Origin of the sequence: Pseudomonas sp. MWU347 (assembly GCF_017947305.1) — a bacterium.
Taxonomy (GTDB): domain Bacteria; phylum Pseudomonadota; class Gammaproteobacteria; order Pseudomonadales; family Pseudomonadaceae; genus Aquipseudomonas; species Aquipseudomonas putida_A.
This window is the reverse complement of the sequence record NZ_JAFGZB010000004.1, coordinates 1-20254: the sequence shown is the minus strand read 5'-3', so window position 1 is coordinate 20254 and position 20254 is coordinate 1. Positions and strand designations below refer to the sequence as shown.

Below are 20254 nucleotides of genomic sequence, written 5' to 3'. Positions count from 1 at the left end.
TTACTCCTTGTCCGCCAGATTGACCACTCGGTTGGAGCGATCCACAGGCCGCACCTGCTGACCTTCGAGCAATACGTGAACACCGGCAGCCACCACCCAGTCGCTGGCGTTGAGGCCTTCGAGCACTGGCACGCTTTTCTCGCCGAACGGGCCGATGCGCACCGGGGTCTTTTTCAAGGTGTTGTTGGCGTTGACGACCCAGACGTAGGTCGCGCCGTTCTCGGCAGTCAGGGCCGAAAGCGGCACCGACAGCGGCACAGCATCCGCCGATTGCACGAACACCCGGGCGCTCTGCCCGAGCTCAGCCGGAACTTTGCCGCTGGTGAACGAGATGCGCGCGGCGAAGGTGCGGGATTTCGGGTCGGCTGCCGGTGACAGTTCACGAATCTGCCCGGCGAAGCGCTGGTTCTGCTGGGTCCACAGTTCAACGGTGACTGGCTGGCCGACCTTGAACCGCCCGAAGCTCTGCTCCGGCAGGCTGATCGACACTTCGCGCTCGCCATCGGTGGCGAGGGTGAATACGGTTTGCCCGGCGGCAACCACTTGCCCGACTTCCACTGCACGCTTGGCCACCACGCCGTCCTGCGGCGCGCGCAACACGGCGTAACTGGCCTGGTTGGTCGAGACGTTGAATTCGGCCTTGATCTGCTTGAGACGCGCTTCGCCGGAACGGTAGAGGTTTTCCGCGTTGTCGTAGGCCGAACGACTGACCATCTGCCGCTCCATCAAGGTTTTGTAGCGGTCACGCTCGGCGCGTACCAGATTCAGATTGGCTTCGGCGGCGGCGACCTGTGCGCGGGTGGCTTCCAGTTGCAGGCGCACATCCTGCGGATCGAGCTCGGCCAGTGGCTGATCGGCCTTCACGCGCTGACCTTCCTCGACCAGTCGTCGGCTGACTTTGCCGCCAATGCGGAATGCCAGATCCGGTTCGTAACGGGCGCGCACCTCGCCCGGATAACTTTCCATCGCCTGCGCCGAAGGCTCTGGCTGCACCACCATGGCCGGTCGAATGCTGACTTGCGTCGCCTCTTCCTGACCGCATGCGGACAATAAAACAGCCAGGCTGACTGGCACGGCAAACGACAACGCATGGCGGAACATGGTGACGGACCTTTCGCTAATGGTGCTTGGAATATTTATACTGGCCGGTATGGTATTAATAGCAAACTCACCAGTCCAGTATTAAAAGCGAAGAATGTCGAACAATCTTGCAGCTCCAAACGGCCCGGGCCGTCCGAAGGATCCGGCCAAGCGCCGGGCAATCCTCGACGCGGCGAAAACCCTGTTTCTGAGTCACGGCTACGCCAACACCAGCATGGACGCGGTCGCCGCTGAGGCTGGCGTGTCGAAACTGACGGTTTACAGCCACTTCAACGACAAGGAGACGCTGTTCTCCTCCGCGGTGATGGCCAAATGCGAGGAGCAGTTACCGCCGCTGTTCTTCGAATTGCCCGCCGGAATCCCCGTGGAAAATGTGTTGCTGAACATTGCCCGAGGCTTTCATCAACTGATCAACAGCGACGAGTCGGTGAATCTGCATCGCTTGATGATGGCGCTGGGCACGCAGGATCCGAAGCTGTCACAGATTTTCTACGACGCCGGTCCCGAGCGCATGGTGCAAGGCATGGAGCGGCTGCTGAAACGCATCGACGAGACCGGCGCGCTGAGCATCGACCTGCCGCGTAATGCGGCCGAGCATTTCTTCTGCCTGATCAAGGGCGCAGGGAATTTTCGTTTGTTGTATTGCTGCGGCGAGCCGCTGAGCGAAGAGGCTTCAGAGAGTCATGTGCAGGAGGTGGTGGGGTTGTTCATGCGGGCGTATCGGCGCTGATTTTGCGGAGTTTTTGCGGACGCCTTCGCGAGCAAGCTCGCTCCCACATTTGAAATGCATTCCAAATGTGGGAGCGAGCTTGCTCGCGAATGGGCGCAACTCGGTCTTAAGGTTTTAACGCTTTCTTCGGGTAGATGTCATACCGGCTCGACTTGCCATCCAGCGCATGGCTCGGCTTCGGCCCCTCGATGCACGGTGCCTTGCGCGGGCGCTTGACCACCACCCGGTGTGTCGCCAGGGCCAGCGCCGCTTCGAGCAATGCCGGCGCATCCGGATCATCCCCGACCAGTGGCCGGAACAGGCGCATCTCTTTTTTCACCAGCGCGGTTTTCTCGCGGTGCGGGAACATCGGGTCGAGGTAGATCACCTGCGGCGGCTCGCCTTCCCAGTTGCGCATGACCTCGATCGAGTTGCCCTTGAGCAGCTTCATCCGCGCGACAATCGGCGCCACATCGAAATCTTCCGCCGCCCGCGCCAGACCATCCTCCAGCAACGCGCCGATCAACGGCTGACGCTCGATCAGGCTCATCTCGCAACCCAGACTGGCCAGCACGAACGCATCCTTGCCCAGCCCCGCCGTGGCATCCAGCACCCGTGGGCGCACGCCTTGAGCAATGCCGACCGCCTTGGCGATCATCTGCCCGCTGCCGCCGCCGTACAGACGCCGATGCGCCGCGCCACCTTCGACGAAATCCACCCGCACCGGCCCTGGTGCGTCCGGGCCGAGCTGCTGCAGCTGCAAACCCTGCTCGCCGACCTGCAAGGCGAACTCGCCGCCGTCCACCTGCAGCGGCAGGCCCAGACGCTCGGCCCACTGCTCGGCTTGCGCTTCAAACGTCGGGCCGAGGGCCTGGACATGGATGCGGCAGGCCGCGGGTTGCTCAATCATGAAAACACGCTCAAAAAAGTTAAGGATCGGCAAAAAGTGGCCGATAAACCAATCAACGCGCATTTTGCCAGAGCTGAGCGTCAACCGAAAAAAATGTCAGGCATTCTTCCCACATCGATTGGCTACATTTCGCCCAAGGGCGACTTCAGCCGTCATAACACTCAAGCATTGGGCGGCGTCAGTCACCTGTGGCAGGATTTCTTTGCCCAGGCGATGGCCGAACAAACGAGTGATGTGGTGCCGGCCTGTGGCACCTTTCCACCGGTTGACCTGAACAGCCCGGAAGAACCGACCCTGGGCAGCGAGCTGCACGCGCACATCGTCGAGCAGCGTCAGTGCGATGTGGTCGAGACCGAAGTGCGTCCGCCGGAGCCGCTGTTCCTGCCGATCGCCGAGTTCGAAACCGATCTGCTGGACAAGCCGTTCCCACCGTTCCCGCCAGAAGAACTCAAGGCTCAGCAAGAGCAGCAGGACTTCGACAGCAGTTGGGTCCGTCCAATCGTGATCAACAATGGTCAGCCGCTTCCCGAGCCTGGCCCGGCGCCACAGAAGAAGCCGCTGTACCTGCCGATTGCCGAATTCGACCTCGACCTGCTGCAAAAACCTTATCCGCCGTTCCCGCCGGAAGACATCGTCGAGCAGCAGAAGGCTTTGGACTTCGATAACGGTTGGGCGCGCCCGATCGTCCTGCAGAACCTGCGCCTCGCCGCCTGATCCCTCAGCGACACACGCTCCAGCGCCCGACATCGACATGAAAGTGATTGCGGTGGGCGGCGTTGTAATCCGGACTCAACACCACACTGAACGCCTCACAGGCGCCATCGCGCACCTGCCGCAGAAACTGCGCATCCTGATTCTGCTTCGGCCAGTCCTTGAGCACGCTGATGCTGCGCCCGTCCGCCAGCCGAAAACCGCTGATGTCCAGCGCATCGGCACTGGCATGCCGGCTGAGCGCCCCGCTCTCGCGGTTATAGACATTGCGACAGGCAAAGCTGCCGAGGTGATCAAGGCGCGCCACCCTCTGCCCGTAAACAGATTGCGCGGCGGGTTGCAGGGTATGCCGTTCAAACATCGCGTAAGCCACCGCCAGCGGGCAACTGGCGAGGAAGCTGCTGCTCAGCGCCACCTCGCCGCCCTGCACGCGCACGGTGCCGATCAGCGGGCACTTGGCATCGGGACTGTCGGCTTGCGCGGTGACGCGCAGACCCGAGTTGCTCAGGACTTGTGCGCATAATTCGGGATTGCCGCGCAGGCGCATCAGCTTGAAACCGGTCAACCCGTTCGGCGCTGCCTTCACGTCCAGCGGCGCCCACGGGTTCCACTCGGCCGGCACATCGAGCCAGCCGCGCCAGACGCTGAGCACGGCACCCGCGATGATCAGCAGTAACGACAGCGCGATCCAGCGACCCATGCTCAGCCTTTGAAAAACTGATTGGCCTTGGCGTACGGCATCGACTGCGACGTAAAGCCGAACGTCCCGCGCTGCTGGATCTCTTCAGCCGCGCGGAAGAACTCGCCGAACGCTGCCAAGGCCAGCGCCGAGCCGGTGCTGATCCTGCGCACACCCATTTCTTCCAACTCCTGTACGGTCAGTTTCAAACCGCCGGACATGAGCACGTTGACCGGTTTTGGCGCCACCGCGCGCACCACCGCCAACACCTCTTCGGCGCTGCGCAGACCCGGCGCATACAGCACGTCGGCACCCGCCTCGGCAAAGGCTTGCAGGCGGCGAATGGTGTCGTTGAGATCGGGATTACCGTGCAGGTAGTTTTCCGCGCGGGCGGTCAAGATGAAGGGAAATGGCAGCGTGCGCACCGCAGCGACGGCGGCTTCGATGCGTGCCACGGCGTGTTCGAAGCAGTAGATCGGCGCATCGGCACGGCCCGTGGCGTCCTCGATCGAACCACCCACCGCGCCGGCCTCGGCGGCACGCAACAGGCTTTTCGCGCATTCGGCGGGGTCATCGGCGAAACCGTTTTCCAGATCCACCGCTACCGGCAAATCCGTGGCCGCGACAATCGCCCGGACGTTGGCCAAGGTGTCATCGAGACTCAGGGCGCCGTCGGCCTTGCCCTGGGAAAACGCGTAACCGGCACTGGTGGTTGCCAGTGCCTGATAGCCCAGACTGGCGAGCATCTTCGCCGAGCCGGCATCCCAAGGGTTGGGAATCACGAAAATCCCCGCACCTTCATGCAGGGCCTTGAAGGCCTGAGCTTTGCGGGTTTGTTCTTGAAGGGCGTGGGCGTCCATCGGCAGGCTCCTGGGCAGGGGAAAAACCCGCCTTCAGAGCAAGCCGAGTTGCTCGGCGGCGGGTTCTCTGTATAGCTCAGGCAGGGATGGCAGGCCAGGCAAACGTTGCATCAATTGTGCGTGAAAACGTTGCGCCAGCTTCGCCGCCATGACGTTGTCGGCGGTGTGCAGGAAGATGTACGGCGTGCGGCCCTCTTCGATCCACTCGGCGATTTTCGCCACCCACGGCACCAGGAACGGATCATTGGCTTCCAGCTCGGGGTGGCCGATGAAGCGCACCTGCGGGAACTGGGTGAACGCCGCCGGCCGCGTCGGCACCCGGGGCTTTTTCGATTGCGCGTGGATCACCGAAGACTCGGTCGACAGGCAACTGAACAGCGCCCGTGGATCGAGGCAGATGCGTTCTACGCCACGGTCGAGCAGCAAGCGATTGAGCAGGCGTTCGCTCTCACCCTTGGCGAAGAACTGTTCGTGACGCACTTCCACCGCCAGTGGCCGGTCCAGCGCGTCGATGAACGCGGTCAGCTCCGGCAGTCGATGCGGGGTGAAGCTTTTCGACAGTTGCAGCCACAGCGGCGAAACGCGTTCGCCGAGCGGGCTGAGGAGGTTTACGAAGGTTTCGGCGGCGGTCAGTTGATCGCGCAGATCACCGCTGTGGCTGATGTCGCCGGGAAACTTGGCGGTGAAGCGAAAGTGTTCGGGCATGGTCTCGGCCCAGCGCTGCACGGTGGCCGGCGACGGACTGGCGTAGAAGGTCGTGTTGCCTTCGACGGCGTTGAACACTTGGGAGTAGAGAGCGAGGAAGTCGGAGGTCTTGGCGTCTTCGGGGTACAGATACTCGCGCCAGGCGTTTTCACTCCAGGACGGACAACCGAGGTAGTAAGGCAGATCCATCAGATGTACAGGTCGAGGCCCAGCACATCCGCATCCCAATCGACAAAACCGGCGGTGCTCAGGTAGCTGGCGAGGGCCATCGCTACGCTTTTGCTCATGGCGCGGTGATAAATCATGTCTTGCTGACGGGCAGGCAGATTGGCCAGGCGTTGTGCGGAGGCTTTGGCAGCGCGGGCGGCCAGTTGCTCTTCAGTCGGGAATTCCAGCTCGCCGTCGATATCGTCGACGGATTCATCCAGCGCCACATTGCCTTTGCGAGGCTTGCGCTTGATGGGGTAGGACTGAGAGGAGAGGCCGTCTATACGCATAAATTCATGCTCGGTATCGATGATGGCAATTTAGCGGCACTTGGCCGACTTAGCAAATTGCCGAGTGATAACTAGAACACATAAAGCGCAAAAGGTTTAAAGCCCGGGGTTGGAAACTGACGATTGGCAGAATTTGGAATAAGACACGGAGTTTGTGGAGGGCTTTTGTGGTGAGGGGATTTATCCCCGATCGGCTGCGAAGCAGTCGCCGATTTTGGGGCCGCTTCGCGACCCATCGGGGATAAATCCCCTCACCACAGAAGCTTCCCCGCCAGAAGTCAGGCCTCAGCGAGCCTTGGGGGTGGCGACTTTGTCGCGCAGGTAAACCGGTTGCGCGTCATCGGCAGGGATCGACTCGCCGCGTTCCCAGGCAAACCGCGCCAGGGTCAGCAGGTCTTCGGCGTGAGGCAACATGCCGGCATCGGAGCCGGTGAGGTTGACCGCGATCCGCTCGCCATAGCCCCAACCGGTACCTGCACCGAACCACTCACCGCTGGCATCGGCCGGCAGCGCCGCGACTTCCGGCGGCAGTACCGCCTCGACGCCGACCAGACGCATCTCGCCCGCCGATTCGCGGTAGCAGCCCCAATACACTTCATCCATCCGCGCATCGATAGCCGCCGCGACCTGGCTGACGCCGTGTTCGCGATATGCACGTTGCGCCAGGACGGCGAGGTTGGACACCGGCAGCACCGGACGATCCAGCGCGAACGCCAGCCCCTGCACCACGCCGATGGCAATCCGCACACCGGTAAACGCACCCGGCCCGCGACCGAACGCGATCGCGTCCACCGCTTGCAACGTGGTGCCAGCGTCCGCCAGCAGTTGCTGGATCATCGGCAGCAGCTTCTGCGCGTGCAGACGCGGGATCACCTCGTAATGGCTCGTGACCTTGCCGTCATGCAGCAAGGCAACGGAGCAAGCTTCGGTCGCGGTGTCCAGGGCCAGCAAGGTGCTCATCGATGTATCCAAAACAGGTGGGGGAAAAAGTGCGTCAGTATAAACAACTACGGCCCGCAAGCGGGCCGTGGATGATGCAGCCGATCAGCTTTTTCAGCTCAGCGCTTCGAGCACCTTGGCGGTGATCGCTTCAACCGAACCTACGCCCGGAATGTGGCTGTACTTCGGCTTGCCGTTGGCAGCGGAAAGCTTCTGGTAGAAGTCCACCAGCGGCTTGGTCTGCGAATGGTAGACCGACAGGCGATGACGTACGGTTTCTTCGGTGTCGTCCTTGCGCTGCACCAGATCGTCGCCGGTAACGTCGTCTTTGCCAGCCACTTTCGGCGGGTTGTAGACGATGTGGTAGACGCGGCCACTGGCCTCGTGAACGCGACGACCGGCGATACGCTGAACGATTTCTTCGTCTTCAACAGCGATTTCAACCACGGCGTCCAGCTCGACACCGGCAGTTACCAGCGCTTCGGCCTGTGGAATGGTGCGCGGGAAACCGTCGAACAGAAAGCCGTTGGCGCAGTCTGGTTGAGCGATGCGATCCTGCACCAGCGCGATGATCAGGTCATCCGACACCAGGCCGCCGGCATCCATGATGCTCTTGGCTTGAACGCCCAGCGGAGTGCCAGCCTTGACCGCTGCACGCAGCATGTCGCCGGTGGAGATTTGCGGAATGCCGAATTTCTCGGTGATGAACTTAGCCTGAGTACCTTTACCGGCCCCGGGAGCTCCCAGCAGAATGACGCGCATCGATGTGCTCCTCAATTTTTTATATAGAAAACAACGGGATTCGCCTCTTTGGGCCAATCTCAAAAAAACGGGTCGTGGCCGCACAAACGGCCAAAGGCTGATCAAGATACACAGCAGGCTGCGCCCACACAAGACGCCAAAAGTCGGAGAAACCGGCGCCCGCCGCGACCTTGCGACGCGGTAACCCAAGTCGCAACCCCATCACTAACTGTCGCCTGACCGCACTTTCTCCCTGTGTACAGAGCGGCACCCGGCCTGTGCACCGGGTGCCTGATGCCACCGCAAAAACCTTAGCCGGTATTGCGCAACCCGGCGGCAATCCCCGCCACAGACACCAGCAGCGCCTGCTCCACCGGGCTGCCCTGCTCGACATTCTGCTGCCGTGAACGGGCCAACAGCTCGGCCTGCAATAGATGTAGCGGATCAAGATAAGTGTTGCGCAGACGGATGAATTCCAGGGTGTCTGGGCTATGTGCCAGCAGTTGCGACTGCCCGGTCAAGCCGAGCACCACCGCACACGCCTGCGACAATAGGTCGCGTAACTGCGCGCCCAACGGCAGCAAGTCCGGCTCGACCAGACGCTGGTCGTACGAAAGCGCGATGTCGGCGTCGGCCTTGGCCAGGACCATTTCCAGCATGTCGATACGGGTGCGGAAGAACGGCCACTGTTCGCGCATCTGCCCGAGCAGTTCGCCCTCGCCACGCGCCAGCGCCTTGCTCAGCGCAGTTTCCCAGCCGAGCCACGCCGGCAGCATCAGCCGCGTTTGCGTCCAGCCGAAGATCCACGGAATCGCCCGCAGACTCTCGATCCCACCGGCACGGCGCTTGGCCGGACGGCTGCCAAGGGGCAAGCGCCCCAGTTCCTGCTCCGGCGTCGATTGGCGGAAATACTCGACGAACTGCGGATTTTCACGCACCACGGCGCGGTACGCGGCGACGCCATCGGCGGCCAGTTCATCCATCAGGTGTCGCCATTCGGGCGTCGGTGGCGGTGGTGGCAACAACGTCGCTTCCAGCACGGCAGCCAGATACAGATTGAGGTTCTGCTCGGCGATGTCCGGCAGGCCGAATTTGAATCGAATCATTTCGCCCTGCTCGGTGGTGCGGAAGCGCCCCGCCACCGAGCCCGGCGGCTGCGACAGAATCGCCGCGTGCGCCGGACCGCCGCCACGGCCCACGGTGCCACCGCGACCGTGGAACAACAGCAGTTCGACTTGCTGCTCGCGGCAGATCTCCACCAGCCGCTCCTGCGCGCGATATTGCGCCCACGCCGCCGCGGTGGTACCGGCGTCCTTGGCCGAGTCGGAATAACCGATCATCACTTCCTGCGGGCCTTGCAGCCTCGCGCGGTAGCCCGGCAGCAGCAACAGACGCTCCATCACCGGCCCGGCGTTGTCGAGGTCGGCGAGGGTTTCGAACAGCGGCACCACACGCATCGGCCGCAGCACGCCGGACTCTTTCAGCAGCAGTTGCACTGCCAGCACGTCGGAGGCGGCGCCCGCCATCGAGATCACGTAGGAACCCAGCGAGGCGCCCGGTGCGGCAGCGATTTCCTTGCAGGTGGCGAGTACTTCAGCGGTGTCGGCGGACGGTTTGAAATGCGCCGGCAGCAGTGGGCGACGATTGCTCAATTCGCGGGTGAGGAAGCTGATGCGCTGTTCTTCATCCCAGTCTTCGTAGCGACCGAGGCCGAGGTAGTCGGTGATTTCGGTCATCGCCGAGCTATGCCGCGTCGAGTCCTGACGCACATCGAGGCGCACCAGGAACAGGCCGAAGGTTACCGCCCGGCGCAGACAATCGAGCAACGGCCCGTCGGCGATCACGCCCATGCCACATTCGTGCAGCGAGTTGAAACACAGTTCCAGCGGATCAAGCAGGTCGCGATTGTTGTGCAACACATCGGCCGGTGCCGGCGTGGGCGCAGTCAGCGACGCATGGGCCCAGTTGCGCGTGGCGCGCAGGCGTTCGCGCAATTGCTTGAGCACCGCCCGATAAGGTTCGGCGCTGTCGCCGGCCTTGGCCTTGAGCGCGTCGCTGGCCTGCTGCATCGACAGCTCGGCGGCCAGGTGATCGACATCGCGCAGGTACAGGTCGGCAGCCATCCAGCGCGCCAGCAACAGCACTTCGCGGGTCACTGCGGCCGTGACATTCGGGTTGCCGTCGCGATCGCCACCCATCCACGAGGCAAAGCGAATCGGCGCCGCCTCCAGTGGCAAGCGCAGGCCCGTCGCTTCATACAGCGCCTTGTCGGCCTTGCGCATATGGTTGGGGATCGCCTGCCACAGCGAATGCTCGATCACCGCAAAACCCCATTTCGCTTCGTCGACCGGGGTCGGCCGGGTGCGGCGGATTTCTTCGGTGTGCCAGGCTTCGGCAATCAGCCGTTGCAGGGTGTTCTGGATCTGTTCGCGTTCGGCGCTGGTCAGATCGCGATGATCCTGCGCGGCCAGCTGCGCAGCGATCGCGTCGTACTTCTGAATCAACGTGCGCCGCGCCACCTCGGTCGGGTGGGCGGTCAGCACCAGTTCGATTTCCAGGCGCGCCAGTTGTCGCGCCAGCGATTCGGCGCTGTGACCTTCATTGCGCAGGCGGGCGAGCAGTTCCGGCAGCACGCGGGACTCGAACGGCGCGGGCTGCGACTCTTCGCGGCGATGAATCAGCTGATACTGCTCGGCGATGTTCGCCAGGTTGAGAAACTGGTTGAACGCCCGCGCCACCGGCAGCAGTTCGTCTTCGCTCAACTGATTGAGGCTGGCGCTGAGTTCGGCGTCCATCGAGCCACGGCGGTCGGCCTTGGCGCCCTTGCGGATCTGCTCGATCTTGTCGAGAAATTCCTCGCCGTACTGGTCACGGATGGTATTGCCCAACAGCTCACCGAGCAGGTGAACGTCCTCGCGCAAGCGTGCATCAATATCGGTCATCAGCAGTTCTCCAGCGTTAATCGGGACGGCGCAGAAACGAATGCTTTGCCCAGAGAGTGCCGCTCTACGGCGCTTCTTACAAGCAGACGACGAAGGGACTTTAAACCTTGTGGCTTGAAGCTAGTCTCAACAGTAAGCCGTACAACGGCTTGCCGCCGGCCCCGCCGGACACTCACCCAGGCCTGCCACGAGCAGGCGCGAAATGAGGTCATCATGAAAATTCGTGAACTCGCCCAGCATTGGGAAGAAAACGCCAAGGGTCGCCTGACCGACACTGGCTACACGATTCATCTGGACGTCGAGGCCGCTGCGCGGCTGGCGGCGATCGCCGAGATGTACCCCAAACGCCACCCGGAAGAACTGCTCGGCGAACTGATCGGCGCCGCGCTCGAAGAGTTCGAGGCGAGCCTGCCGTATGTGAAAGGCTCGACGGTGGTGGCGACTGATGAGGAAGGTGATCCGCTGTATGAAGACGTCGGGCCGACACCGCGGTTTCTGGCGCTTTCTCGCCGGCATCTGCAGGATTTATCCGCCGCTGCCGGCAAGCAAAAACACTGACACAACATAGATCAAACTGTAGGAGTGAGCCTGCTCGCGATAGCGGTGTATCTGTGGCTTTTGATGCTGACTGACACACTGCTATCGCGAGCAGGCTCACTCCTACAGGATCGTGTTTCCTTTTGAAAAGTTTTCTGACTTTCCCCCGCGCGTACCTCTCCCCGCCTCCAAAGTTCCCGGTTTAGAGCCTTGTCCGTTTGGTCAAAAAAAAATTTGGCGATAGGCCATCTTTTCTGAACTTTTGAAAAACGCCTCCGGTCGGAAGCTGTAACCACGCCTGGAACGAGCGTTTCAAAAACGCGCTTTTACACGACGCTTGCGGCTCCTCGACCAGGATGGATTTTCGGTTTTATCAGGAGTTAAACAATGGAGTTGAAGACCATGAAGACCCAAACCTCGTTCTCCCACCTGCGCGGTCTGAAACTGGCTGCTCTGGCTATCGGTACCAGCTTCGTTCTGGCCGGTTGCGCCGGTAACCCGCCGACCGAGCAGTACGCCGTGACCCAATCGGCGGTCAACAGCGCCGTCAGCGCCGGTGGTACCGAGTTCGCTGCAGTGGAAATGAAGCAGGCTCAGGACAAGCTCAAGCAAGCCGAAATTGCCATGCACGACAAGAAGTATGAACAGGCTCGCACCCTCGCCGAACAAGCTGAATGGGACGCTCGCGTAGCAGAACGCAAGGCTCAGGCTGCCAAGGCCGAACAGGCTGTGAAGGATTCCCAGAAAGGTGTTCAGGAACTGCGTCAGGAAAGTCAGCGCACCGTGCAGTAAGCGCGCATCCCGAATCGCAAAGCTGAAACTTTTATCGATAGAAAGGACGACAAATTATGCGTAAGCAACTGATGATCCCCGCTCTTCTGGCCGCAAGCGTTGCCCTGGCTGCCTGCTCCACTCCGCCTAACCCGAACCTGGAACAGGCGCGCACCAACTACGCCGGCCTGCAGGCCAACCCACAGGCAAGCAAAGTCGCTGCCCTGGAAACCAAGGACGCCAGCGATTACCTGGACAAGGCCGACAAGGCTTATCTGGACAAGCAAGACGCAGCCAAGGTTGACCAACTGGCCTACCTGACCAACCAGCGCGTGGAAGTGGCCAAGCAGACCATCGCCCTGCGCACCGCTGAAAACAACCTGAAAAACGCTGCCGCGCAACGTGCTCAGGCGCGTCTGGACGCTCGTGATCAGCAGATCAAACAACTGCAGCAGAGCCTGAACGCCAAGCAGACCGATCGCGGTACCTTGGTGACTTTCGGTGACGTGCTGTTCGCCACCAACAAGGCTGACCTGAAATCCAGCGGTCTGGTGAACATCAACAAACTGGCGCAATTCCTTCAGGAAAACCCTGATCGCAAAGTGATCGTCGAGGGTTACACCGACAGCACCGGCGCGGCTTCGTACAACCAGTCGCTGTCCGAGCGTCGCGCGACCTCGGTACAAGTCGCTCTGATCAAGATGGGCGTAGATCCTTCGCGCATCGTGGTTCAGGGTTATGGCAAGGAATACCCGGTTGCTGATAACAGCAGCGTTTCCGGTCGTGCGATGAACCGTCGTGTGGAAGTGACCATTTCCAACGACAACCAGCCAGTGATGCCACGTTCGGCGGTCAGCTCGAACTAAGCAACACGCGCTAACGCAAAAGCCCCGCCTGAGTGATCAGGCGGGGCTTTTTTTGGCCTTACACATTCCCCCCTTGTGGGAGCGGGCTTGCTCGCGAAAGCGGTGGATCAGTCGGAATATAGAGTGACTGACACACCGCTTTCGCGAGCAAGCCCGCTCCCACAGTTTTTATCGGGTTATGGTTCGAGTTTTTGTGGGGTTTCCTGGCCCATGCAGCGCACGGCTTTTTTCTGCGCATTGATCAGCACCCCGGTCAGGCCTTTCTGCTCGGTGTCGAACAGCACCAGCACGCCATCGATGCACTGCGCCATTTGCGGCGCCGGGTCCAGTGAGACTTTGTAGTCTTCGCCCGGCACGGTCTTGAGCATGGTGAATTCGTTGAGCAGCAGCGCATCCTCGGGTTTGGCGAAGTGCAGGTAACCGTAGTACCACAGCGCCCCGACGGTGCCGAGGATGCTGCAGATACCGGTGATGATCAGCGGGATGGCGTTACGTTCTTCAGTCATTGCGGACTCTCATCTTCAGAATTCGAGGGTTGCGGGTAGTTCGGGATCTCGCCGAGGCGGCGCAGGCCGTTGAAATGTTCGGGATCTTCCAGATAGCGCAGCATCACCTGGCGCCAGACAGGGTCGCCAAAGGTCTGCACGTGGCCGCCGCGGGTCAGCTGCAGCACGCGCGGTGGCGGCGCTGCCTGATACAGGCGGATGGCGTTGGCCATTGGCACCAGCGGGTCATCGATGCTGTGAAAGATCAGTTTCGGCACGCCCGTGAGCTGCGGCATCGAGTTGATCGCGCTGTCGCCGTCCGGCACCAGCCACGACAGCGGCACCTGCAACGGCCAGGTCAGCCATGAGGTGCTGAGGGCGTACTGGCCGACGCTGCGGTAACTGGCGGGCACACCGTCGAGCACGAAGGCCTTGAGTTGCTTCTGCCGCTCCGGGTGCTGCACCAGCCAATGCACGGCCATCGAGCCGCCGAGGCTCTGGCCGAGGAGGATCAGCGGTTTGCCTTTGACTTCTGGCGCCTTGTCGAGCCAGGCGAACGCAGCGTCGATGTCCTGATAGATCGCCGGCAGGCTCGGCTTGCCCTCGGACAAGCCATACCCGCGATAGTCCACCAGCAGCACCTGATAGCCGTTTTTCGGCAACCACCAACTGCCGCCGAGGTGCATCGGCAGGTTGCCGCCGTTGCCGTGCAGGTGCAGGACTGTGCCTTTGACTTCGACGCCAGATTTGGCCGGTAGCCACCAGGCGTTCAGCTTCAAGCCATCCGCCGTGACCAATGTGACGGTGCGGTATTCGAGCTTGGCTTTTTCCGGGGTGAAGATCTGGCCCGGTTCGGGGTAGAACAACAACGAACTGCAACCACTGAGGGTCAGGAGCAGGCAAAGGATGCCGAGGATTCTCATCCGGTGAAACCTCGCAGAATTCGAATTGGAATACAGTCAAAAACTGTAGGAGTGAGCCTGCTCGCGATAGCGGTGTGCCAGTCGATATTTATGTTGATTGACACACTGCTATCGCGAGCAGGCTCACTCCTACAAGGGGTTTGTGTGTGGTTCAGAGGATATTGGAGTAATCCGCCTCGATCCGGTCCAGGCTCAAGTGATTAAGGAAGTTGGAGAAGCACATCCACGCCGACAGCGCGTTCATGTCACGGAACTGTTCCGGCAGATATTTCGGCGGCACCACCAGACCTTCATCGACCAACTGACGCAGGGTACGCATGTCTTCCAGGGTGGTCTTGCCGCAGAACAGCAGCGGTACCTGCTCAAGCTTGCCTTTACGCACGGCCAACTGAATGTAGTTGTAAACCATGATAAAGCCCTTGAGATAGGACAAGTCTTTGGTGAATGGCAGACCGGTCGGGGTCGAACCACGGAACACCCGGCTGGCGTTGCCGTAGCTTTCGGCCATTTCAAAGCCCTGCTCGCGGAAGAACTCGAACACCTGCAAAAAGTCCGCGCCCTCCTCGACCATGTGAATGGCGCGGGTGCGGTTGGTCAGTTTGCGCAGACGGCTTGGGTAGGAGGCGAAGGTGATGATTTCCATCAAGATCGCCAGGCCTTCCTGGGTCACCGTCGACGACGGTGGGCCTTTGGACAGGAAGGTGCAGATCGGCTGGTTCAAGCCATTGAGCGTGGTGCCGACGTGCACCAGACCTTCGTGGACTTCCAGCGCACGCACGTCGCGGTCGTTGAACAGCGCGTCAGTGCGGATCTTGATGTAGTCGGCGCCTGCCGCCGCGTCGGCGACGATGCCGTCGGACTCGAACACGCGGATGGTTTCCTCGGCCTCGCCGAACACCTTGTTCAACCGGGTTTGCAGCAGGTGCACGGCATCCTTGGCGGTGAGGATCTTCGGTTCGTCCTTCAGGTCGCCACGGCCATCAATGTTGTTCAGGTAGTCGGACATCATCAGGCCGAGGTCGGCCAGGGTCGGGTCGCCGGCGTGGAACGCATCGGAGGCGGCGCCGTAGAGTTCCTGGGAGATCAGGCCGAAATCCTCGGTGCCGCGTGCTTCGAGCATGCGCACCACCATGCGGTATTCCTTGCACATGCGCCGCATGATCTGCCCGACCGGGTTGAACTGGCCGAGCTGGCGGGTGATGTCGCGCTCGATGTTCTGGAATTCCAGTTTGACCTTGCTCGAATCGAAGGACAGCGGCCGATTGAGGTAGTAGTCGCGATCCACCGCCGGCATTTCCTTGCCCTTGGCCTTGAGAAAGCCCTTGCGGATGTTCTCGTCCCACTTCACCGCATCGAGCACGCGGATCGGCGTCTGCGCCAGCACAATGCGATCGGACAGCGTGCGTATCGTCTGCTGGTAATCGTCCACCCGAAACTCCTGTAGAAAACTGAATTATTTGGCGCGGGCCTGGCGCTGATAGCGCGCGGCCTCGACGAATACATCGGAATTGGCCGGATCGTCGAGGTAAGCAAAGACCTTGTCGAGGCTACTGTCGACTTGCACGCCGTCGCCATCGTCCTCGGTCTGGAAAGCCTTGCCGTCGAGGGTTTGCTGTTTGATCGCCTGATTGATCTGTTCGAGGTCGAGGTTGTACACCACCAGCTCGTGTTTGTCGGTGAGTTCGAAATCGGCGATGGTGTATTGCCCACCGTAACGCGCCGGCACTTTCGCCGACAGGTACCAGCGACTGCCATGGCCCGACACGGTGAACGGGTACGCCTCGCGCTCGTGAGGCCGGGACTTGAACCAGGTGATGGCCTGATAGCGATCGTTGCCGACGCGGGTCAGCTCAAGGTTCATCGGCTCGCCCCAGGCATTGGTGCTCGACCACGTGCCCAGCAGGCCCTTGGGCGCCGGGTCACTGGCAGGCAGCGGGTCCTTGAAGGTCACCAGACAGCCGCTGAGCAGCAGGAACGACAAGGCGATCAGCACGCCACGCCAGGCTTTCATTCAATACTCCCTATGAACACGCGTCGCCCTGATGATCCGGCTCAGTCCCCTTGTGGGAGCGGGCTTGCTCGCGAAGGCGGTGGGTCAGTCAACTGAAGCGTTGAATGTGATACCGCATTCGCGAGCAAGCCCGCTCCCACAGGGGATTTCCATCAGCTGTCAGACCGAGGCGAGGACCAGATGCATGTACCGCGTCAGAATCCCGAGCATGTCCTGTTCGGCCAAAGGCTCGGCGTCGTTGAGCAGGCCCTGATATTCCATCCGTCCGATAATCGCCGTCAACACCTTGGCATCCTGCTGCGGTTCACGCGAGCCCAGCACCTGGAACAACTGGCAGGTGCCTTGCAGCAGAATTTGCTGATGGGAGCGCACCAGATCCGCCAGCCGCGGGTTGAGCAGCGCTTCCTGGCGGAACGCCTGCTCGGCCATCAGGTGTTCGCGGCGATTGACCAATTGCCGGTGCACATAGTCGGCCATCAGCCGCGCGATGTCGTCCGCCAGTTGCGAGCGCGACTCGGGGCTGCCGTCACCACTGACGACCATCTCGCGCAGCAGGCCTTCGTTGTTGATCCACAGCTTGGCCATGTAGGCCGCGCTGCGTTCGACGTATTGGGCGAAGGTATCGGTGAGCAGGTCATCGATATCCTTGAAGTAATAAGTAGTGGCCGACAATGGCACACCGGCCTCGGCCGCCACCGCACGGTGGCGCACGGCGCGCACGCCGTCACGCACGACAATGCGCATCGCCGCGTCGAGAATGTCCTGTCGACGCTGCTCACTGCCCTGTCGGCTGGCCTTGCGGCCCTGGTACTGAACACTTTCAGCGACCGCAGTGGCGATACCCGCTGCACCTTCTTGAGCGATTGCAACCATCACGACTGGACTTCCTCTGCTATTGCAAAATTAACCAATTGATACATTTGTACCAGACAGGCAATAAAAAGCCGCCTGTTTTAGGCGGCTTTTTAACTGAAACGTTTACGCTTGCGGTCGCATGTGCGGGAACAGGATCACATCGCGGATCGACGGCGAGTTGGTCAGCAACATCACCAGACGGTCGATGCCGATACCCTCACCGGCCGTTGGCGGCATGCCGTACTCCAGCGCACGCACGAAGTCGGCGTCGTAGTGCATGGCTTCGTCATCGCCAGCGTCCTTGTCGGCCACCTGCGCCATGAAACGCTCGGCCTGGTCTTCCGCGTCGTTCAACTCGGAGTAGGCGTTGGCGATTTCACGGCCGCCGATGAACAGCTCGAAACGGTCGGTGACGTTCGGGTTCTCGTCGTTACGACGGGCCAGCGGCGACACTTCGAACGGGTACTGAGTGATGAAGTGCGGCTGCTCCAGCTTGTGCTCGACCAGTTCTTCGAAAATCATCACCTGCAGCTTGCCCAGACCTTCGAAGCCCAGCACCTTGGCGCCGGCCTTTTTGGCGATGGCGCGCGCCTTGTCGATGTCGTTCAGGTCATCGGCGGTCAGCTCAGGGTTGTACTTGAGGATCGAGTCGAACACCGACAGACGGGCAAACGGCTCGCCGAAGTGGAACACCTTGTCGCCGTACGGCACGTCGGTGCTGCCCAGCACCAGCTGTGCCAGTTCACGGAACAGTTCTTCGGTCAGGTCCATGTTGTCTTCGTAGTCGGCGTAAGCCTGGTAGAACTCCAGCATGGTGAATTCAGGGTTGTGACGCGTCGAAACGCCTTCGTTACGGAAGTTGCGGTTGATCTCGAACACTTTCTCGAAACCGCCAACCACCAGACGCTTCAGATACAGCTCAGGCGCGATACGCAGGAACATTTCCATGTCCAGCGCATTGTGGTGGGTTTCGAACGGCTTGGCTGCGGCGCCGCCTGGAATGGTCTGCAGCATCGGCGTCTCGACTTCGAGGAAGTCGCGCTTCATCAGGAAGCTGCGGATGTGCGCGATCACTTGCGAACGCACGCGGAAGGTCTGGCGCACTTCTTCGTTGACGATCAGGTCAACGTAACGCTGACGGTAGCGCTGTTCGGTGTCGGTCAGGCCGTGGTGCTTGTCCGGCAGCGGGCGCAGCGACTTGGTCAGCAGGCGCACGTTGGTCATTTCGACGTACAGGTCGCCCTTGCCGGAACGCGCCAGAGTGCCTTCGGCGGCAATGATGTCGCCCATGTCCCAGGTCTTGACGGCGGCCAGGGTGTCTTCGGACAGGGTTTTACGGTTGACGTAGACCTGGATGCGACCGGTCATGTCCTGGATCACCATGAACGAGCCACGGTTGAGCATGATGCGACCGGCAACCTTGACCGGGATTGCAGCCTCGGCCAGCTCTTCCTTGGTCTTGTCCGCGTATTTCTTCTGCAGATCTTCGCAGTAGTTTTCGCGGCGGAAGTCGTTCGGGAAGGCGTTGCCCTTGGCGCGCTCGGCAGCCAGCTTTTCCTTGCGCAGGGCGATCAGGGAGTTTTCTTCCTGTTGCAGGGCTTGCGGGTCGAGTTGTTGGTCGCTCATGTCTTCAGATATTCCATCAGGTTCGTTGCCCCCGGACCTGGCGGCCCGGGAATCGCCAGCAGGGCTGGCTCCTACAGGGATCGCGTTGCATCAGCGACCCTGCGTGCGTCTTTTACAGCCCCGACTTCAGGCTGGCTTCCAGGTATTCGTCGATGTCGCCGTCGAGCACCTTGTCGCAGTCGCTGCGTTCAATGTTGGTGCGCAAGTCCTTGATCCGCGACGCGTCGAGCACGTACGAACGGATCTGATGACCCCAGCCGATGTCCGACTTGGTGTCTTCCAGCGCCTGGGAAGCGGCGTTGCGCTTCTGCATTTCCTGCTCGTACAACTTGGCCCGCAGCATTTTCATGGCGGTGTCCTTGTTGGCGTGCTGGGAACGCTCGTTCTGGCAGCTGACCACGGTGTTGGTCGGTACGTGAGTAATACGTACGGCCGAGTCGGTGGTGTTTACGTGCTGACCACCGGCACCGGAGGAACGATAGGTGTCGATCCGCAGGTCTGCCGGGTTGATTTCGATTTCGACCTTGTCGTCGATCTCTGGCGAGACGAAAACCGCAGAGAACGAGGTGTGGCGACGGTTGCCGGAGTCGAACGGGCTCTTGCGCACCAAGCGATGCACGCCGATCTCGGTACGCAGCCAGCCAAAGGCGTATTCGCCCTTGATGTGCACGGTCGCGCCTTTGATACCGGCGACTTCACCGGCCGACAATTCCATGATGGTCGCGTCGAAACCGCGTTTGTCCGCCCAGCGCAGGTACATGCGCAGCAGGATGTTGGCCCAGTCCTGGGCCTCGGTGCCGCCGGAGCCGGCCTGGATGTCCAGGTAGGCGTTGTTCGGGTCCATCTCGTGGCTGAACATGCGGCGGAATTCAAGCTTGGCGAGGTTTTCCTCGAGACGGGCCAGCTCGGCGACGACATCGCCCACTGCGCCTTCGTCGTTTTCTTCGACGGCCATATCCAGCAGGTCGCGGCAATCGGCCAGACCGGCGTTCAGCTCGTCGAGGGTGTCGACGATCTGCGCCAGCGCCGAGCGCTCGCGGCCCAGTTCCTGGGCATATTCAGGTTTGTTCCAGACACTCGGATCTTCAAGCTCGCGATTGACCTCGGTCAGACGCTCATGCTTTTGATCGTAGTCAAAGATACCCCCGAATAGTTTCGGAGCGCTCGGACAGGTCCTTGATGGTGTTCAGGATCGGGTTGATTTCCATGACGGGCAGCACTCGTTGGCGAACTTTTGAAAGCCGGCGAGTATAACGTAATCACGCTGTCACGGCAGCCCGTCTGGCGGGTGTGGGGATCATTAAACCCTTTGCCCTCACCCTAACCCTCTCCCAGAGGTAGAGGGGACCGATCGGGGGATATTTGAGAGGTACGCCGACGTGAAAG

General features: G+C 61.1%; 21 protein-coding genes. 5 read left to right on the top strand and 16 right to left on the bottom strand.

All coding sequences use genetic code 11. The features are described 5' to 3' along the window. A complete protein-coding gene (locus KCG87_RS09340; protein WP_097086420.1) occupies positions 1–1101 on the bottom strand; it encodes an efflux RND transporter periplasmic adaptor subunit in 1101 nt (366 codons plus the stop codon). 94 nt (positions 1102–1195) lie between these two features. Here KCG87_RS09340 and KCG87_RS09335 point away from each other — a divergent pair, with 94 nt between their 5' ends. After that, a complete protein-coding gene (locus tag KCG87_RS09335) occupies positions 1196–1831 on the top strand; it encodes a TetR/AcrR family transcriptional regulator (RefSeq protein ID WP_210558115.1) in 636 nt (211 codons plus the stop codon). Between the two features lie 106 nt (positions 1832–1937). Here KCG87_RS09335 and KCG87_RS09330 read toward each other — a convergent pair whose 3' ends face one another. Continuing rightward, positions 1938–2717, bottom strand: a complete 780-nt coding sequence (locus KCG87_RS09330; protein WP_177416207.1) for a class I SAM-dependent methyltransferase — start codon at positions 2715–2717, stop codon at positions 1938–1940. Positions 2718–2813: 96 nt separating this feature from the next. On the opposite strand from KCG87_RS09330, the gene KCG87_RS09325 reads away from it, so the two are divergent. Further along, the gene (locus tag KCG87_RS09325; RefSeq protein WP_134787555.1) at positions 2814–3434 is read left to right on the top strand and encodes an energy transducer TonB; all 621 of its coding nucleotides are present in this window, start codon (positions 2814–2816) and stop codon (positions 3432–3434) included. 4 nt (positions 3435–3438) lie between these two features. On the opposite strand, the gene KCG87_RS09320 is transcribed toward KCG87_RS09325, so the two are convergent. From KCG87_RS09320 to ppc, 7 genes are all read right to left on the bottom strand, one after another. Further along, on the bottom strand, positions 3439–4131 hold the full coding sequence (locus KCG87_RS09320; RefSeq protein ID WP_098967431.1) for an extensin family protein: 693 nt from the start codon (positions 4129–4131) through the stop codon (positions 3439–3441). Positions 4132–4133: 2 nt separating this feature from the next. After that, positions 4134–4970, bottom strand: a complete 837-nt coding sequence (locus KCG87_RS09315) for an isocitrate lyase/phosphoenolpyruvate mutase family protein (RefSeq protein ID WP_134785530.1) — start codon at positions 4968–4970, stop codon at positions 4134–4136. Between the two features lie 33 nt (positions 4971–5003). After that, the gene (locus tag KCG87_RS09310) at positions 5004–5864 is read right to left on the bottom strand and encodes a DUF72 domain-containing protein (protein ID WP_103368432.1); all 861 of its coding nucleotides are present in this window, start codon (positions 5862–5864) and stop codon (positions 5004–5006) included. Continuing rightward, positions 5864–6172 carry a hypothetical protein gene (locus KCG87_RS09305; protein ID WP_003222071.1) on the bottom strand — a complete coding sequence of 103 codons (309 nt, stop codon included), beginning with the start codon at positions 6170–6172 and terminating at the stop codon, positions 5864–5866. Before KCG87_RS09305 ends, KCG87_RS09310 begins: the two co-directional genes overlap by 1 nt. Before the next feature lie 285 nt (positions 6173–6457). Beyond that, the gene (gene tsaB, locus KCG87_RS09300) at positions 6458–7132 is read right to left on the bottom strand and encodes a tRNA (adenosine(37)-N6)-threonylcarbamoyltransferase complex dimerization subunit type 1 TsaB (protein ID WP_134785529.1); all 675 of its coding nucleotides are present in this window, start codon (positions 7130–7132) and stop codon (positions 6458–6460) included. Positions 7133–7225: 93 nt separating this feature from the next. Further along, positions 7226–7873 (bottom strand): adenylate kinase, encoded by a 648-nt coding sequence (gene adk / locus KCG87_RS09295; protein WP_003222067.1) that lies wholly within the window; start codon positions 7871–7873, stop codon positions 7226–7228. Between the two features lie 290 nt (positions 7874–8163). After that, on the bottom strand, positions 8164–10794 hold the full coding sequence (ppc, locus tag KCG87_RS09290; RefSeq protein ID WP_134785528.1) for a phosphoenolpyruvate carboxylase: 2631 nt from the start codon (positions 10792–10794) through the stop codon (positions 8164–8166). A gap of 213 nt (positions 10795–11007) precedes the next feature. On the opposite strand from ppc, the gene KCG87_RS09285 reads away from it, so the two are divergent. The 3 genes from KCG87_RS09285 (at position 11008) to KCG87_RS09275 (ending at position 12968) form a co-directional block, all read left to right on the top strand. After that, complete coding sequence (locus KCG87_RS09285; protein ID WP_003222064.1) at positions 11008–11352, top strand: hypothetical protein; 345 nt, start codon at positions 11008–11010, stop codon at positions 11350–11352. A gap of 366 nt (positions 11353–11718) precedes the next feature. After that, entirely contained in the window at positions 11719–12123 is a 405-nt protein-coding gene (locus KCG87_RS09280) for a DUF4398 domain-containing protein (protein ID WP_007964219.1), read from the top strand. A gap of 56 nt (positions 12124–12179) precedes the next feature. Then, complete coding sequence (locus KCG87_RS09275; RefSeq protein WP_007964218.1) at positions 12180–12968, top strand: OmpA family protein; 789 nt, start codon at positions 12180–12182, stop codon at positions 12966–12968. A 176-nt stretch (positions 12969–13144) separates the two neighbouring features. Here KCG87_RS09275 and KCG87_RS09270 read toward each other — a convergent pair whose 3' ends face one another. From KCG87_RS09270 to prfB, 7 genes are all read right to left on the bottom strand, one after another. After that, entirely contained in the window at positions 13145–13474 is a 330-nt protein-coding gene (locus KCG87_RS09270) for a hypothetical protein (RefSeq protein ID WP_098967423.1), read from the bottom strand. After that, positions 13471–14376, bottom strand: a complete 906-nt coding sequence (locus KCG87_RS09265; RefSeq protein ID WP_210558118.1) for an alpha/beta hydrolase — start codon at positions 14374–14376, stop codon at positions 13471–13473. Before KCG87_RS09265 ends, KCG87_RS09270 begins: the two co-directional genes overlap by 4 nt. Before the next feature lie 151 nt (positions 14377–14527). After that, positions 14528–15805 (bottom strand): flavohemoglobin expression-modulating QEGLA motif protein, encoded by a 1278-nt coding sequence (locus KCG87_RS09260; RefSeq protein WP_003222055.1) that lies wholly within the window; start codon positions 15803–15805, stop codon positions 14528–14530. Positions 15806–15829: 24 nt separating this feature from the next. Continuing rightward, positions 15830–16387, bottom strand: a complete 558-nt coding sequence (locus KCG87_RS09255; protein WP_210558120.1) for a hypothetical protein — start codon at positions 16385–16387, stop codon at positions 15830–15832. Positions 16388–16546: 159 nt separating this feature from the next. Continuing rightward, entirely contained in the window at positions 16547–17260 is a 714-nt protein-coding gene (locus KCG87_RS09250; protein WP_007964212.1) for a TetR family transcriptional regulator, read from the bottom strand. 105 nt (positions 17261–17365) lie between these two features. After that, entirely contained in the window at positions 17366–18868 is a 1503-nt protein-coding gene (lysS, locus tag KCG87_RS09245) for a lysine--tRNA ligase (protein ID WP_041063265.1), read from the bottom strand. 112 nt (positions 18869–18980) lie between these two features. Further along, positions 18981–20076 (bottom strand): peptide chain release factor 2 gene (gene prfB / locus KCG87_RS09240; RefSeq protein WP_098967418.1). Its coding sequence is split into 2 segments (ribosomal slippage): positions 18981–20003 and positions 20005–20076, totalling 1095 coding nucleotides; the frame shifts between segments, so codons are not numbered across the junction. Positions 20077–20254 lie beyond the last annotated feature (178 nt).